At 69.1% G+C, this 15,908-nt stretch carries 12 protein-coding genes and 2 pseudogenes; 10 read left to right on the top strand and 4 right to left on the bottom strand.

What is annotated here, in order from left to right; translation table 11 throughout:
• The first annotated feature begins 54 nt into the window (after positions 1–54).
• On the top strand, positions 55–453 hold the full coding sequence (locus AB5J54_RS36180; protein ID WP_369148159.1) for a DUF5997 family protein: 399 nt from the start codon (positions 55–57) through the stop codon (positions 451–453).
• An 85-nt stretch (positions 454–538) separates the two neighbouring features.
• Complete coding sequence (locus AB5J54_RS36175) at positions 539–1,483, top strand: universal stress protein (RefSeq protein ID WP_369148158.1); 945 nt, start codon at positions 539–541, stop codon at positions 1,481–1,483.
• Between the two features lie 202 nt (positions 1,484–1,685).
• On the opposite strand, the gene AB5J54_RS36170 is transcribed toward AB5J54_RS36175, so the two are convergent.
• Positions 1,686–2,510 (bottom strand): IS5 family transposase, encoded by an 825-nt coding sequence (locus AB5J54_RS36170; protein WP_369147653.1) that lies wholly within the window; start codon positions 2,508–2,510, stop codon positions 1,686–1,688.
• A gap of 366 nt (positions 2,511–2,876) precedes the next feature.
• On the opposite strand from AB5J54_RS36170, the gene AB5J54_RS36165 reads away from it, so the two are divergent.
• Together AB5J54_RS36165 and AB5J54_RS36160 are read left to right on the top strand one after the other, a co-directional pair.
• On the top strand, positions 2,877–3,377 hold the full coding sequence (locus AB5J54_RS36165; RefSeq protein WP_369148157.1) for an NUDIX hydrolase: 501 nt from the start codon (positions 2,877–2,879) through the stop codon (positions 3,375–3,377).
• Between the two features lie 97 nt (positions 3,378–3,474).
• A complete protein-coding gene (locus tag AB5J54_RS36160; protein ID WP_369148156.1) occupies positions 3,475–4,275 on the top strand; it encodes a VOC family protein in 801 nt (266 codons plus the stop codon).
• 41 nt (positions 4,276–4,316) lie between these two features.
• On the opposite strand, the pseudogene AB5J54_RS36155 reads toward AB5J54_RS36160, so the two are convergent.
• Positions 4,317–5,408 (bottom strand): annotated as a pseudogene (locus tag AB5J54_RS36155) (hypothetical protein); the annotation flags it as partial.
• Positions 5,409–5,420: 12 nt separating this feature from the next.
• Between AB5J54_RS36155 and AB5J54_RS36150 the strand changes: the two are divergent.
• The 4 genes and pseudogenes from AB5J54_RS36150 to AB5J54_RS36135 all read left to right on the top strand — a co-directional run.
• Positions 5,421–5,537 (top strand): annotated as a pseudogene (locus tag AB5J54_RS36150) (transporter); the annotation flags it as partial.
• A 440-nt stretch (positions 5,538–5,977) separates the two neighbouring features.
• On the top strand, positions 5,978–6,553 hold the full coding sequence (locus tag AB5J54_RS36145; protein ID WP_369148155.1) for an NADPH-dependent FMN reductase: 576 nt from the start codon (positions 5,978–5,980) through the stop codon (positions 6,551–6,553).
• Positions 6,554–6,586: 33 nt separating this feature from the next.
• A complete protein-coding gene (locus AB5J54_RS36140) occupies positions 6,587–6,955 on the top strand; it encodes a nuclear transport factor 2 family protein (protein WP_369148154.1) in 369 nt (122 codons plus the stop codon).
• A gap of 628 nt (positions 6,956–7,583) precedes the next feature.
• Complete coding sequence (locus AB5J54_RS36135) at positions 7,584–8,852, top strand: ATP-binding protein (protein ID WP_369148153.1); 1,269 nt, start codon at positions 7,584–7,586, stop codon at positions 8,850–8,852.
• A gap of 243 nt (positions 8,853–9,095) precedes the next feature.
• On the opposite strand, the gene AB5J54_RS36130 is transcribed toward AB5J54_RS36135, so the two are convergent.
• Both AB5J54_RS36130 and AB5J54_RS36125 read right to left on the bottom strand, forming a co-directional pair.
• Complete coding sequence (locus tag AB5J54_RS36130) at positions 9,096–9,557, bottom strand: hypothetical protein (protein ID WP_369148152.1); 462 nt, start codon at positions 9,555–9,557, stop codon at positions 9,096–9,098.
• Between the two features lie 510 nt (positions 9,558–10,067).
• Complete coding sequence (locus AB5J54_RS36125; protein WP_369148151.1) at positions 10,068–13,733, bottom strand: protein kinase; 3,666 nt, start codon at positions 13,731–13,733, stop codon at positions 10,068–10,070.
• A gap of 227 nt (positions 13,734–13,960) precedes the next feature.
• Between AB5J54_RS36125 and AB5J54_RS36120 the strand changes: the two genes are divergently transcribed.
• Both AB5J54_RS36120 and AB5J54_RS36115 read left to right on the top strand, forming a co-directional pair.
• Positions 13,961–14,629, top strand: coding sequence for an SAVMC3_10250 family protein (locus tag AB5J54_RS36120; RefSeq protein ID WP_369148150.1), 669 nt, complete (start codon positions 13,961–13,963; stop codon positions 14,627–14,629).
• A gap of 8 nt (positions 14,630–14,637) precedes the next feature.
• Positions 14,638–15,873 (top strand): protein kinase, encoded by a 1,236-nt coding sequence (locus tag AB5J54_RS36115; protein WP_369148149.1) that lies wholly within the window; start codon positions 14,638–14,640, stop codon positions 15,871–15,873.
• Positions 15,874–15,908: the final 35 nt, after the last annotated feature.

Raw genomic sequence — 15,908 nt, 5'->3', positions numbered from 1 at the left:
TACCGGTAGCTGCCGTGGTCGGAGCTCGGCCGCATGCTCGATACCCTTGACACCATGACGTCGCACCAGAACACCCAGACCATGAAGCCCGCGACCGCGGCGAAGAAGCTGGGTGTGTACCTCGAGGCCACCCCCGCAGAGTTCCAGGAGGGTGTCGTCTCGCGCGCCGAGCTGACCGAGCTCCAGGCCAACCCGCCCGCCTGGCTCCAGGAGCTGCGCAAGAACGGTCCGCACCCCCGCCCGGTGGTCGCGACGCGGCTGGGCGTCTCCATCGCCGGTCTCGCGCGCGGTGGCATCACCGAGCCGCTGACCACCGAGCAGATCCAGGCGCTCCGCGAGGAGTCCCCCGAGTGGCTCCAGAAGGAGCGGGCCACCCAGGCGGAGGTCCGCAAGGAGACCATCCGCATCAAGGAGCGCAACGAGGAGCGGGCGCGCAAGCAGCAGGGCGCCTGACGCTCCCCGACCCGCGCCGGTCCGGTCCGAAGCACTTCGGACCGGACCGGCGTGGCGTTTCTCCGTGTGCGGGAGTCATTCCCCCATGAGTGACACCAGCACGGCGTACGAGCCGCCGGTCGTCGTCGGCGTGGACGGCTCGGAGCACAGTCTCCGGGCCCTGGAGTGGGCGCTGAGCGCCGCGGAGGGCCTCGGGGCGCCGCTGGTGGTGGCCCATGTGCGCTCGGAGGCGCTCCAGCTGGGCGCCGCCCGTATCGCCTCCCTGGGGAAGACGCCGGAGCTTCCCGACACGGTCACGCGGGCCGTACGGACGGTGGTCGAGGAGCGGGGGCATCGCGTCCCGGTGCGGTACGAGTCGCTGGACGGGTCCGTGACGGACGCGCTGCCGGCGGCGGCGCGGGGCGCGCGGCTCCTGGTGACCGGTTCCCGGGGGCACGGCGGCTTCGCGAGCCTGCTCCTCGGGTCGACCAGCCGGACTCTGGCCCTGACGGCGCCCTGCCCACTGGTCGTCGTGCCGCACGAGGCGCGCGCCGCCGCGCTCGAGGACGGGGCCGCGGCGGGCCGGGTGCTGCTCGGGCTGCACCCGGAGGAGACCTCGGACGAGGTGCTCGACTTCGCCTTCGAGGCGGCCCGCCACCGGGGCGTACCGCTGGAGGTGGTGACCGCGCTCCGGCTGCCGCCGCCGCAGGGTGCGCTCCTCGCGGCTCCTTCGCCGGCGCTCCAGGTGCCGCCGCCGCTGCCGCTCGCGGACGACGCGGAGGAGCTCGTGAAGGACGCGGGGCTGGAGCAGGAGGAGCGGCTGCGGCCGTTCGCGGCGCGGTGGCCGGGGGTGGAGCTCGTCCCGGTGGTGGTGCCGGGGGACGCCGCGGGCCGGCTCGTGGAGGGTTCCCTGGAGGCGGGCCTCGTGGTGGTGGGGCGGCATCACCGGCACCGCTTGGGGACGCTGCTCATCGGTTCCGTCGCGCACGCAGTGCTGCATCACGCGCACTGTCCGGTGGCGGTGGTGCCGCCTGCCGGGCCCCGGACATGACAGTCCCCGGCGGTCCGTGTCGGTTCGCGCGGTCGTCGGCCGTCGCCGACGGCTCCGTGCCCGACCGGCCCCGCCGGGGGCCTGGCCAGAGCCGAGATCAGGGTCACGCGGGCCTTCGGACGTCTCCGTGGGCGAGTGCGGCTCTTTCCGGTTGTCCGGTGTAAGTGAGCGTTTGATTCTCGGTTGTCTGTTTCGTTTGTGGTCAGGTGTCGCGCCAGTTGGGTGTGTTCTGTTGGGTGAGGCGTCGCGTCATGAGGCTGATGGCGGCGATTTGGATCATGGCTGCTGATCTGTGTGGGTGGGTTTCGTAGTCGCGGGCCAGGCGGCGGTGGTGCATGAGCCAGCCGAGGGTTCTTTCGATGACCCAGCGGCGGGGTTGGACGGTGAAACCGCGGGTGTGGGGGTCGCGTTGGACGATCTCGAGGTCGATGCCGCGGGTGGCTGCGTGTTCGATGGCTTTGTTCTTGTAGCCGTTGTCGGCCCAGGCTTTGGTGATGGTGGGGTGGCGGGCGGCGATGTCGTCGATGAGACGGGTGCCGGCGGCGGAGTCGTGGACGCTGGCGGCGGTGACGAGAACGGCGAGGAGGAGGCCGAGGGTGTCGGTGGCGATGTGCCGCTTGCGGCCGAGGATCTTTTTCGCGGGGTCGATGCCCTGGTCGGCGAGGTGGACGTTGGCGGAGGTCTTGATGCTCTGGGAGTCGAGCAGGCAGGCGGTGGGTTCTGGTTCGCGGCCTTCGGCCTGGCGGAGCAGGCCGCGTAGGAGGCCGTTGAGTTGGTCGAAGATGCCGTCGTTCTGCCAGTGGGCGAAGTAGCCGTAGACGCTCTGCCAGGGTGGGAAGTCGTGGGGCAGATAGCGCCAGGGGATGCCGGTGCGGTCGACGTAGAGGATCGCGTTCATCAGGGCCCGCAGGTCGTGGTGGGGCCGGCGGATCCCGGCGCGGGCCTGGCGCCAGGTTTCGAGGGTGGGGCGGATCAGTTCCCATCGCGCGTCGGACAGGTCGCTGGGGTAGGGCCGGGGTGGTCGCATGATGTGGGATTACTGGCGCTGGTGGCTGCCGGGGAGGGCGTGTGCGGGGGTATGGGGAGCGTTGGTATGCGCCCGGGTATGCCGCGAACTGGTGCTTGCGTAATCGAGACAGGATGTTCTGGGGCAGACCGAGCTGTTTCCCTGGCCCGTAGCCTTCAAGAAGAGACACATTCCGGTGGATAAGGTGCGGTCACCCTACGAGGCCGACGATTCAGAATCGCATCAAACTGGCATGAGCATAAGTAAAACGCTCACTAAGAACGAGTGTCCTCCCTTTTTCACCCGTTTCAAGGGGTTTCTTCTTTTTTATTGCGCGGGGAGGATCGCGCCCGGCGGGCGTGTCGGGGCGCCTGGTACACAGGGCCCATGACGACCGCAGATCACGCCGCCACCGCCCGCCGCAACGTCCAGCCGCCGTCCGCCGGGGCCTCGCTCGGCGCGGGGGTCGTGGTGACCGACGAGGCCGGCCGGGTTCTCCTGGGCCTGGACCGCTCCGGGGTGTGGGAGCTGCCGGGCGGCAAGGTCGAGCCGGGCGAGTCGATCGAGGAGGCGGCGGTGCGCGAGCTGGCAGAGGAGACCACGCTCCTCGCGGACGCCGCCGACGTGGAGGTCCTCGGGCTGCTCATGGACACCGTGACCTCGGCGCGGCTGACCCGGATGACGGCGGCCACGGCCGTGCGCGGCTTCCGGGGGGTGCCCGCCGTGGCGGAGCCGGAGAAGATCGAGCGCTGGGAGTGGACGGACCCGGACCGGCTGCCGGAGGCCCTGTTCCTGCCGTCGGCGCAGGTGCTGCGGCTGTGGCGGCCCGGGCTCCCGATCCCGGACGGCCCGTTCCACCGCTATGCCCTGGGCCGGCTTCCCGGCTGAATCCGGGAGCTGCGGTGCGTCACCGCGCGGGCCCCGGCGAGCGTGGCTAGCGTGGCCGGAGGAACACATCATCGAATCGGAAGTGGGAGTCACCGTCATGGCCGCACGACCTGAAGGCACGCCGGTCTGGACCGACGCGATGTTCACCGACGTCGAGGGCGCGAAGACGTTCTACGGCGATGTGCTCGGCTGGACCTTCGGCGAGTCCGCCTCGGAATTCGGCAACTACACGCAGGCGTACAAGAACGGGAAGGCGGTCGCGGCCGTCGTTCCGCCGATGCCGGGGCAGGACGGGGAGCCGCAGTCGGCCTGGTGTCTGTACTTCGCCTCGCCGGACGTCGCGGCGACGGCGGAGAAGATCCGGGGCGCGGGCGGCACCGTCCTGATGGAGCCGATGCAGGTCGGCGACTTCGGCTCGATGTGCATCGCGCAGGATCCCTCGGGCGTCACGTTCGGTGTCTGGCAGGCCGGTGCGCACGAGGGCTTCGAGCGGGAGGGCGAGCCCGGTGCGTACGCCTGGGCCGAGGTCTTCACCCGGGAGCCGGCGAAGGCCGACGCCTTCTTCACCGAGGTCTTCGGCTTCGGTTCCAAGAAGATCAAGGACGAGCACATGGACTACCGGGTCTTCGACCTGGGCGGTCCGCAGCCGGTGCTCGGGCGGATGGTGATGACGGCGGAGGACTTCCCGGCCGAGATCCCCTCGTACATCCAGATCTACTTCGCCGTCGACAACTGCGACAAGGCGGTCGAGCGGGCCGAAGCGCTCGGCGGGCGGAAGGTGTTCGGGCCGATGGACAGCCCCTTCGGCCGGTTCGCTGCGATCGTGGACCCGCAGGGTGCCGCCTTCGCGGTGATCGACGAGAAGACGACCGTCGGGGACATGCCCGAGTTCGAGTGAGCGGTGCGGCGCGGCGCCACGGGGCGCCGCGCCGCCGTGCGTCAGGCGGTGTCGCGGACGGCGACGATGCCGTTGAAGACGCCCACGTACGCGGTGCCGTCGGGGCCGATGGTGATCGGCGCCCAGTTGTTGTCGTAGGAGAGGCCCGTGCCGGTGAAGCGCGAGAAGGCGCGCTGTCCGGTGCGGAAGTCGACGGCCGTGAGGTACCAGGCGTCGATGCCCCAGAAGTTGGGGCGCTTCTCGTAGAAGTAGAGCAGTCCGTTGGCGGTGGAGAGCTTCGGGACCGTGGAGGGCGAGCGGACGTCGCTCTGCCAGACGGTGTCGCAGCCGCTGCCGTCGGCGCGGACGTCGATCCGGGCCGCGCCGCCGACGACGCTGCGGCCGAGGAGGAGCGTACTCGGGTTCTCGTAGCCGTAGTTGTTCTCGACGACGAGGCTGTTGCCCCAGCTGATCAGAGAGTTGTCGGTGGTGGAGGCGCCGGAGCCGAAGACGGGCACCTTGCAGACGAGCCGCTCGGCGGAGGGCACGCCCTCGCCCCGGCGGTAGACGAGGACGTTCATGCGGTCGTCGGCGTTGTCGGTGATGGCGACGTACTGGTCCTGGGTGCCGAAGAGGTCGGGGGTGGTGCCCGAACCCTGGTTCACCGAGCCGGGCTTGGTGCCGGTCCCCCGGTCGTACGTCTCGCGCCACCGGACCCGCGGGACGCCGTCGGCGTCGGCGCGGAAGCCGTACAGGGCGTGGTCGGTGACGATGGAGACGCCGTCCTCGGCGACGGAGAAGGAGTTCTGGATCTCCTCGCCGTCGAGCCGGATCACGCGCAGGGCGCCCGTCGCGGGGTCGACGGTGCCGACGCGGCCGAGGCGGGTCACCCACCAGATGCGGCCGTCCCAGTCGGGCATCACGGAGGTGACGGGGTCGCAGACGCCGCTGGGGAAGAGGTTGGTCCAGCTGACGCAGTCGTGCGGGACGAGGGCGGTGAGGTCCCAGTCGTTCTCGACGGTGAACTCCCAGGCGCCGCCGGCCTTCTGTCGGTGGGCGATGCGCAGGACGTGCTGGCGGGAGTCGGCGAGTACGACCCGGTCCTGGTCGTCCAGGTAGAAGTAGGCGCCGCCGGAGGTGTCCTTGAAGATCTCGTCGTGGGCGGGATTCCCTTTGCTCCCACACTGGTGGGAACTATTTATGGCATGAGCTTCGACTCCATGCCCGGAGCTGCGCTGGGGCCTCGGGTGCCCTTCGCCATCGGGTTGATGGGGGTGGTATGAGGCAGTTTGTACGTGATTTTCAAGCGGCGAGGCTGGCCGTAGCGGGCACCTGTCTCAAGCACGCGCCGCGCACCGTTTGCGCATGCATCGCCGCGCAAACCACCCATTCAGGGCGCTGGGGAGAAGTGATGCGGGTGATCTCCTCGCCCTCCCCTTCACAGGCCCTCTGAGCTGGCCTTTCGGGGATCCGGAAGCGCTGGGGAGGATCTGGGGAGAACCGGGGTCGCCAACCGCACCTCGCACCTACGCCATCAAGCCCGTTCGCCGGACGGTTCGCCACCCTCTGGACTGCTCGTCGATGTCGCGGCAAATCACCGTGGGTGACAGCGGGCCGGGCCGGTGAGGGGGCCGACCGCCCGCCCCATGGCCGAACTTCCGGGCAGCGCGTCCGCAGACAGCGGGCGGCCCCTGGCCAAGGACCACAAGAAGGCAGGCCAACCATGCTCACCATCGGGATCATCCTCGGCAGCACCCGGCCCCACCGCGTCGGCGACCAGGTCGCGCGCTGGGTCCTCGACCATGCCTCGCGCCGCACCGACGCCCGCTTCGAGCTGCTCGACCTGCGCGACCACCCCCTCCCCCACCTCGACGAGCCGCTGCCGCCCTCGTTCGGCCAGTACCAGAACGAGCACACCCGCCGCTGGGCCGAGACCATCGCCGCATACGACGGATTCGTCATCGTCACCCCCGAGTACAACCACGGCATCCCCGGCGTCCTGAAGAACGCCCTCGACTACCTGTACGCCGAGTGGAACAACAAGGCCCTCGGCCTCGTCTCCTACGGCGCCACCGGCGGCACACGCTCCGCCGAACACCTGCGCCAGGTCGCCGCCGAACTCCAGATGGCCGACGTACGGCAGCAGGTCGTGCTCTCCATGATCACCGAATTCGAGAACTTCACCGTGTTCAAGCCCGGCGACTACAACCTGGGCGCACTCAACACCATGCTCGACCAGGTCGTCGCCTGGACCACCGCGCTCGCACCCCTGCGGACGGCCCCGGCCGTCGTGGCCTGACCGGCCCGCCCGCAATCGGAACCAGGAACCACCATGACCAGATCCCCCGCCGATCTGATGCGAGTGAACCTCCTCGACGTGTTCAACGAACCGGATCCGGTCCGCCGGGCCGCGATCGTCGCCGAGCACTACGCCGAAGACGTGGTGTGGCACGAACCGGACCGCGTCATCCGTGGGCACACGGACCTCACGAAGCGTGCCGAGGAGCTGCGCGCTGAGAATCCGGACTGGGTCTTCCGCCCCACGGGCCCCCCGTCGGGCCTCGACGACATCGGCCACCTCGGTTTCGAGTATGGCCCGGTCGGCCAACCTCCGATGGCAACCGGCATGGACATCGCTCGCACCGACAACGGCGTCATCATCGAGCTCTACACGATCACCACGGAGATCCGTTCGGAGTAGCCCCGATCGCGCGGGATCCACCGAAGAGCCGCCTCACTCAGCCGGCGTTCGCGAGCAACGGCGTGAGGTCGACCGCAGCCGGACGGATCGTCGTGCGCCGCGCGCCGGACTACGAGGCGCCCAGCGGCGCACCCCACGGCAGTCGTCGACACCACCAGGAAACGGGCCGACCAGATGGGGCGGCAGCTCGTGCGCCCCGTCCAGGAGCAGCCCGAGCAGTTCCTCCCCGAAGCTCTCCGAGCGATCCGGGTCCGCGCGGCCTCCGACGGTCATCCTGATGCCTCCAACCAGGCGGCGGGCCGGCGTCCGGGCTGCACGGGCGGCGTGGCTTCCAGGATGCTCCCCGGCGACCGGGCACATCACACGGCTTCCGTGCCCGGCGGCCTTCACGGCCCGGATTCCCCGGCGGGCCGGTTCACGCAGGGCCGGCGCGGCCGGGTCCCGTCGCGCGTCGGGAAGCCCGGCCTGCGACTTCCTCACGGAGCGGAGGACGGCAGCCGAGGGACGGGGCTCTGCCGCCGTGAGGTGCGCAGCCGTGCCCTCCAGTGCCGCCGGCCTGAAGGCCGACGGGCGCGTCCCGCGCACATCGGCTGATGATGGGGGTACGGCCGAACACACGGAGCTGATCATGACGGGTTGGCGCGTCAGGGACTACGCCCAGGACGATCTCGAATCGGTGATCCGAGTCGACGCCGAGAGCGGCACGGCCGAAGAGCCGCCGCTCTTTCCGCTTTCGGACGCCGTGGCGGCCCTCCAGGCCCACCACGCGGCGGTGGTGGCCACCGCGGACGACGTGGTGGTCGGCGCCGCAGTGAGCAGGGTGGACGGTGACCGGGCGTGGATCCTGCGCATCAGCATGGCGCCCGCCTGGCGGCACCAGGGGCTGGGCAGCGACCTGATCACGGCCCTGGAGCACCGGCTGTTCGCCGGTGGCGTCCGAACCGTGCACGCCGTCCTGCCTGACGGCGAGACCGGCGCCACCGCCCTGCACAACTGCGGCTTCGACGCCCGTCCGGGCCTGGTCTTCTTCGAGAAGCGAGGGCAAGTAACCCCGCAGGCGGTCAGCATGCTCGCGTCGCTGGGAGCGGAGCTGCCGCCCGGGAACCTGTGGCAGAAGGTCGCCGGCATGCAGAAGGAGAAGGAGCTCATCGAGCGGCGCCTGGTCCTGCCACTGGCCCATCCCGAAATGGCCGCCCAGCACGGAGTGGAGCCGCCGCGGGCCGTGATGCTCTTCGGGCCGCCCGGGACGGGGAAGAGCACGTTCGCGCACGCCATCGCCAGCCGTCTGGGATGGCCGTTCCTCGAACTGTTCCCCGCCCGACTGGCCGCCGAGTACGGGCTCGCCAGCGGCCTGAACCGGCGCTTCGACGAGATCGCCCGGCTCGACCACGTCCTGGTCTTCATCGACGAGGTCGAGGAGATCGCCGGGACCCGGAGCGGTGCGGACGCGACCGCGGTCGGCGTCGTGAACGAACTACTCAAGGCGATCGTCCGGTTCCGGGGCCAGGACGGGCGGCTGCTCGTCTGCGCCACGAACAACGTGATCACCCTCGACTCCGCGTTCCTGCGGCACGGCCGGTTCGACTACGTGCTGCCGATCGGTCCACCCGACGACCGCGCGAGGACCGCGCTGTGGGAGAGCTACCTGGCCAGGGCGGGAGCGCAGGCCGACAGCACGGCGCTGGCGACCGCCAGCGAGGGGTTCACCCCCGCCGACATCGCCCATGTGGCGCGCACCGTCTCACAGATCCAGTTCGAGCACACCTTCGACACCGGGACCCGGGCCCACCCCACCACCGAGGACTACCTGCGCGCGATCGGCGAAACCAGGCCCACGGTCAGCGCGGCCATGGCCCAGGAGTTCGCCCAGCAGACAGAGGAGTTCGCCCGCATATAGGTGTGCTGCCCGGATCAGGCCGGGCCCGTGGCCCTCCTTCCTCCTCGGCCTCCATGTGCCGGATTCCCTCGTGGGTGAGGGTGACCATCGCCGGGGTGTTGCCCGGCTCCCAGTCGACGGTGATCAGTTCTTCTCCCGCCAGGTATGTGCAGGCGGCGGCCAGGTCTTGCGTTCGCACAGTGTGGCCATGGCCACGTCCTTTCGTGTGTGGGCGGGGTGGGCTCCGGGGCCGGTCGGGGCTTCTCAGATCTCGTCGGAGTGCGCGCAGGTGCCGGCGGGGGTCCTGCCAGCGGCCGGCCACGAGGGGGCGGGGCCGGCTCCGACTCGGCGAGCACGTGGCGCGGCTTCATCGACGGAGCAATCCGCGTCGACAGCCCTGACGTCCCAGGAGGAACTATCGAATTCGGTCAGGACGAGCACCAGCTGGTCCTCCGCGAACCCACGTGCTTCGGCGTCGATCAACTGGAGGAAGGGGGTCGTCAACGACAACAAGGTCAACGTGTCCATGCCGGCGTCGGCGCGTCTCTCCATCTCGACACAGCGGGGATCGACGATCTCGTCGAACTCGACGCGCCAGGTCAGGTCCAGGCCGAAGCTGCCGAGGCGAACCAGTAGCTCAGCCAGCGTCACGTAGTGCTTTCCGTGCCAGGCAGGAAATCTGATCCCCTTCATCCCCGCCTCTGCTTCAGCTGTATCGCGTGCCATGCGGCCCCCTTGTTCAGCGAACAGTAGGCCACGCTCCTGATCAGCTCATACGACCCATCGGACAGGCCCTAACTGTTCGCCGACCCGTACCAGGCCGACGCCGTCACGCTCCTGGACACCGCCGTCGCGGGGGCGAGCGCATGACCACCACCGGCCTGTACGAGATCGAGACCAGCGAGGGCGACGACGGCACCCCGCGCGCAGTTGTGTCAGCAGAGACCGTGTCCCACGCAGATCGTGTCGCATTACACGAGGGCGGAGCCCTTCATACGTGTCGCATTGTTGCGAGCCATCGTGTCCTTTTCCTGGCTCAAACGCGTGACTGACGTCATGCGGCCGGGGCGGCAAGGGCGATGTTGTTGATCACCGTGCCCCGCGGTCGGTTTGAAGCGATCCGGGACACTCCGGAGCCTCTATGAGACCCGGATCGCTTCAGAACCAGCAGGGGGAGCGAGCTTTCGGAAGTCTTTGGCCGCGACGCTGCGCCGAGCCCGACCGCACCAGACTGGGTCATCGCTTCCTTTGCGCGACTGCCATGCGATCCAGTTCGGCCCGAACTCCCTCTGCTCGCAGCCAGCCGTAACCGGCGTCTTGGAGGAGGCGCAGCAAGCCGTCGATGTCGGCATCGGTCGGGTGCTGCCCGTGCCGGGCAAGAAAACCCTCCAGGTAGGGCGCTGCGGCCTCGTCCCAGTCGACCGCTTCCCGGGCCTCCAGCTCCCAGTCGAGCTCCCACAGTCGGGCGCCGTCGACTCGGCTCCATGAGAGCACGCGACGGCTGTCTGAGGCGACGACGATGTCGTCGACCGGCTGCCGGTGTTCACCGAGGACACGCAGGCACCGTCCGGTGCCGACATCCCACGCCCGGATCTTGAAGTCGCGGCCGGTGGAGATTGCGAAGCGTCCGTCGGCGGTGAATCGGAGCTTGGACGGTGTGTGGTCCGGTTCCTTTTCGAACTGCCGGAGTCGTTCCCCGGTGGCGAGGTCCCACAGCTGAATGGCCCCGGCCTCGTCGCCGGTCAGCAGTTGGCGTCCGTCGGCACTTAGGCCCGCCGAACTCCATTCGACCAAGCCACGCGGCTTGAAGAAGGCTTCATAGCCTGTCGGGTCCTGCGTATTTCCCGGGGGGCGTGGTGCGTCGACCCTGCGGACGAGTTGGCCGTCGGCCACCTCGTGCACCAGCACCGTGTCGCGGTGCATCCCGCCGATCGCGGCCGCAAGGGAGAGCGGACCGGCCCAAGCGACACTGGTGACTCTTTCGTGCATGGTGGACAACACGGAACCCGTGCGCAGGTCCCAGAGCTGAGTCCAGGGATAGCCGCTGAAAAGCGCGTGATTGTCGTCGGCTGCGAAGCGTACCGACCATATCTCGTGTTCGCCCACGTCGAAGGTGTGTAGGCATGCGCCGGTGTCGACCGACCACAGCCGCACCCGGTCGTTCTCACCGGACAAGAGTCGGCGCCCATCGACGCTCAGGCTGAGGCAGACCCCCATCCCGCCCGACCTGCCGGGGTTCACACGGATCTCGCGCAGTTCGGTGTCGTGCTCGATGTCCCACAGCCGGACCGTGCCGTCGGTGTGGCAGACCGCGGCTACCGTGCCGTCCTGGGAGAGGTCGGCCGACTGGAAGTGCCCGGTGGCAAGCGTCTTGCCGGGCCAGGAGCCGCGTAGGACCGTGCGGATCGATTTGCGGGCCAGCTTTCGCCAGGCGGACAGCACGTGCGACTGACGTTCGTACCCTGCCGTGGCGCGCGCCTGCGTGAGCAGGTCAAGTGCCGCCGGCAGACGTCCGTCGGCCATCGCCTGCTCCGCCGAGACCACCTGCGCCTCCACCTTCTTACTCAGGTTGGCTAAGTCGGTGACGGGACGTGGCCGGCTCAGTTGGAGGATCGCGCTCCCGGTTTCGGCGGTCATGGGTCCGGCCGGCATCGTCCAGCGCGCGACGGTGCCGTTGTCGCTGACCGAGATCGCACGGCGGGCGTCGCCCGCCAACCTCACCTCGTCCACGTAGCCACCCGTTTCGGGTAGGGCGAAGGTTCGCAGGCAACGGCCGGTGCGCAGATCCCAGAATCGGACAGTCCTGTCCACCTGTCCGCTGGAGAGTAGGAACCGCGAGTCACCGCTGAACGAGAGTGCCCTTACCCCACTGCGGTGCCCTTGGAGCCTGTGGGCGCACTGACCGCTCACCAAGTCCCACAGACGGATGGTCCCGGCTGCGTATCCGCTGGTGACCGCGGAGCGGCCGTCGGGGGATACGCGGAGAAAGCCCGGGGCGATCCCGTCGGGTATGGGCGCGGTCTGCCACCCGCGTCCGCTCGCCGGCTCCCACATCCGAATCCGATCGCCGTCGGCGAAGAGAGCCAGACGCCCGTCAGCGGTCAGGTCGATCCCTGCCCGCCAGCCTCCGTCGTCCTCGTCGTGCAGCACGGTCCGTCCAGCTCCCCAGAAGTCCCAGAGCGTTACCTTCCCTTCCTCCGCCCACAGCACGAACCGTGCGTCGGCGCTGATCCGGACGGTGTAGTACTCGCCCTGAGCCACGAACCCCCTGCCTGGTCGGCGCGGCCGCTCCGTGCGCACCTCGTACAGGCCGCGGCCGGTGGTCAGGTCCCAGATTCGAATCGTGTCGTCCCCGCTCGCGGAGGCACCGACAGTGCCGTCTGGACTGATGTCGACGGCGATCACCGGACGGCTGCTCCCAGAGAGCGTCAGGTGGCAGTGCCCGCTGTCCAGGTCCCACAATCGCACCGTGCCGTCACGGCCGCCGGTCAGCGCGAGCGGCGCGTCGGCGGCGATGCGGACTGGGTTCACGATGGACTGCTCGCCGCGCCAGGCGATTGCCGAGGTCTCGGTGCAGCGGGCGTCGACACCCAGGGGGGACCGGGCGGCGCGTAACGCCGCTCTGACGTCCGGTTCATCAGAAGTCTCGTGCAGTGCCGACTCCAGCAACGCGCGGGCGGAGGTCAGGTCGCCGCGTTCCAGGTGTACTTGGGCGAGCAGGTGCCGGGCCTGCCAGGAGTCGTCGCCGGCGCGGATGCCGTCGAGTGTGGCGATGAGGTTCTCGTCGGTGATGTCCGCGCGTCGCCACCGCCGCAGGCCGTGGTTGTAGGCCGCCGCCAGGTGCTGCGGATCGGCTTTTGTCGCTGCCGTGAACGACCGGTCGGAATCGCCCGGTCTGCCGAGGTCGAGCAGGGAGAGGGCACGGTTGTTCAACTCGTCCGCCAGCAGTTCGGAGGCCTTGGGCATCTGACGAGGATGGGGGTGTCCCAACGCCCGCTGATAAATCCCGGTCAGCTCGGCGGCGATCTCGGACATCGATCCCGGTCGGTGCGCGGGGTCATGGCGCAGGCATCGTTCCAGCAGGTCGGCAAGGTCCGAGGGCAGGTGAGGCGGGCCGCCGTCCGGGGGAACGCCTTCCGCATGGGCGCGGTGCTGCGCGAGGACTTCACCCGCGACCTCGCCGGCCCGCCAGGTCGCTCCTCCGGTGAACATCTCCAGTACTGCGACCGCGTAGCTGTAGACGTCGGTGCGCCGACCCAGCGGCAGTCCGTCTACTTGCTCGGGCGAGGCGTATCTCCGGGTGTATCCGCCTGCCGAGACCGGGACACTCACGCCTGGCGCGGTGTCGTCCGCGGCCGCCGCGAGAGCGACGGCGCGCGCCCGGGCGATGCCGAAGTCGGTGACCTTCGCCGTGACGGCGCCTTCCCCCGCCTCCTCGATCAGGACGTTCGCCGGTTTGACGTCCTGGTGCACGAGACCTCGGCTGTGCGCGTGCTCGAGGCCCCACGCGAACTGGATCGCGAGATCGAGCATGCGGGCCAGCACGCCGCGGTGGTCCCCGTTGTAGAGCCTCCGGCCGCGGATCCAGTCATGGAGGCTGCCGCCAGGGACGTACTCGGCGAAGACGCGCGGGACTCCGTCGAAGACGCGTACGTAATGGCAGCTGCACACGTGCGGATGCAGCCCCAGCGACACCCAGGTCTCGGCCTCGGTGACGAACTGCTCCCGGCGAGTAGCGTTCCACCGCTGCCCTTTCGGGCTCTTAACCGCCAGGTCGGCGCCCCATGCGAGATGTCGGACCTGGTGCACCACGCCCATTCCGCCCTGTCCGAGGATCCGCGTCACCCGATAGCGGTCGTCTATGAGGTCACCCTCGCGCCACAGCACCGGATCCGCGTTCACGCATAGTCCGGTTCCGCGGCGACGTCACGCTGCCCCTCGCCGAACATGTCGGTGCCCTCAGTGTCGAACGTCATGACTGGGGATCCTGCGGTGCATCCAGGCTCTAACTGAGCGCCGCTTGAGGAAGATGTCATGACCAGAATTGAAGCACCGGCAGGCAGCATGACGCATACTGATTGCTGCAACCGGCCCGTGGGGCGAGGTATGTAAGAAGCGGGGGAAGCACCTTGGGCTTTCGGTACTACCTCTACGTCAGCGACAGCAAGGTCGACATGCTGCTGCCGCAGATCGATCCGTCGTTCGGCCAGAAGAAGACCAGAGAATTCGGGATCGACGCGAAGGTCGCCAGCTATCGCGATGTCACGGAGAGCACGCCGAACGACGACCGGATCAGTCGCCTGGACCGTGTCGTCAGTCACCTCGAGAAGCACGGTGAGCTGGGGTCGGTCGACGAGCCGGGGACATTCTTCCGAGAGCAACTGGCAATGCGGTGGAATGTGTTGACGGACAGTGACGGCACATCGCTGGCGTACTTCGGTGGTCGCACCGACAGTGGTGTCGTCGTCGGTCTGGGCGGTTCGACGCACCATGTCCTGGGGGCGTCTCCTGATGCCGGGGGCATCCCGACACTCGCCCGGTCCCTGTTGCCCTCGCTACTGGATGGGCTCCGCGTGGACCCGGAGATCGACTCGCTCGTCAACGGCGATCCCGGGCATCGTGCTACTCCAGAAGCGGCGGCTCTGAACGCGGTACGCCGGACCGTGGAAGCGTTGCAAGGGCCGGCGCAGACGATGGAGTTCGTTGCCAAGCGTCTTCTGCACGGGCCGAGTCCGGATCCGGAAGACAGATCCATAGTGCTGCTGGGTTCGCCCCTGTACGTCGCCACTGTCGACTGAGACCGGGCATGGCAGCGGAGGTACGGCTGAGCGTGGCCGTCGTCGGCGCGCAATCCACGACGTTCTCGTATGGCGAGCGAGGCACCGCCATCGTCGGCCGCGCCGCCGACTGCGCCATCGTGGCATCCGCGGACCAGAGGCAAGTATCGCGCCATCACTGCGCGTTCGACATCGACCCGCCGACGGTGCGGGTACGCGACCTCGGGAGCCGGAACGGCACCTACGTCAACGGTGTCAGGATCGACGGTCCCGGCTCCCGGGCACACGACTTGGCCGACGGGGACGAGATACGAGTCGGCACCTTGCTGCTGCGCGTGTCCTCAATTGATGACGGCTTACCCGCCCCGGCCGACGGTGACGCTGACGAACAGATCGACGGTTACACCATCGTGCGGGAAATCGGCAGGGGCGCACAGGGAATCGTCTACCTCGCGCGGCAGCAGGACTCCGGCGAGTCACTTGCCTTGAAGGTGCTCCGGCCCGAGGTGGCTATCCACCCGGAGGCGGTGAACGGCTTCCTGCGCGAGATCAAGAACACCAGAGTGCTCCAGCATCCGAACCTGGTGCGATTCCGCGACGCCGGCTCCACCAGAACGCTGCTCTACTTCGCCTGTGAGTACTGCGAAGGCGGAAACCTCGCCCAACGGGTGATCGAACAGGACGGGACCCTGACCCCCGCCGTCGCCATCGCCCTGATACGCCAGGTCCTCGACGGCCTCGCGTACGCCCACAGCGCCCCCCTGCCCGCGGTGCGCCTCAGTGACGGCACCACGGCTCCCGCGCGGGGCCTCGTGCACCGGGACATCAAGCCACAGAACGTCCTGCTGTCCGGCGCAGGACCCACCCCCGGGGTGAAGATCGCGGATTTCGGGCTCGCCAAGGCCTTCGAACACGCGGGGCTGTCGGACTACACCCGCAGCGGGGCGGTGGGCGGCAGCGTCGCCTTCATGCCACGGGCCCAGATGGTGAACTATAAGTACGCCACGCCCGCCGTGGACGTATGGGCCTCGGCGGCATGTCTGTACTGGGCTCTCACCCGCAGCACCCCCCGGGACTTCCCAGAAGGTACCGATCCCCTTCGTGTGGTCCTGCGTGAGCCCGCAGTGCCGATCCGCAAGAGGAACGCTGCACTCCCGACCGGACTGGCCGCACTGATCGACGACATCCTCGCGGTGGAGGATCCACGCGAGGGCGTCACCCCCTCTGCACAGGAGTTCAGACGCGCCCTGGAGGAGGCGATGTGAGAAGCCTCCGTTCCGGGACAAAGTCGAGCTCGTGC

Origin of the sequence: Streptomyces sp. R44, assembly GCF_041053105.1 — a bacterium.
Classification (GTDB): domain Bacteria; phylum Actinomycetota; class Actinomycetes; order Streptomycetales; family Streptomycetaceae; genus Streptomyces.
Note: the sequence above shows the minus strand (reverse complement) of the source record. Positions and strands in the feature narration are given on the sequence as shown.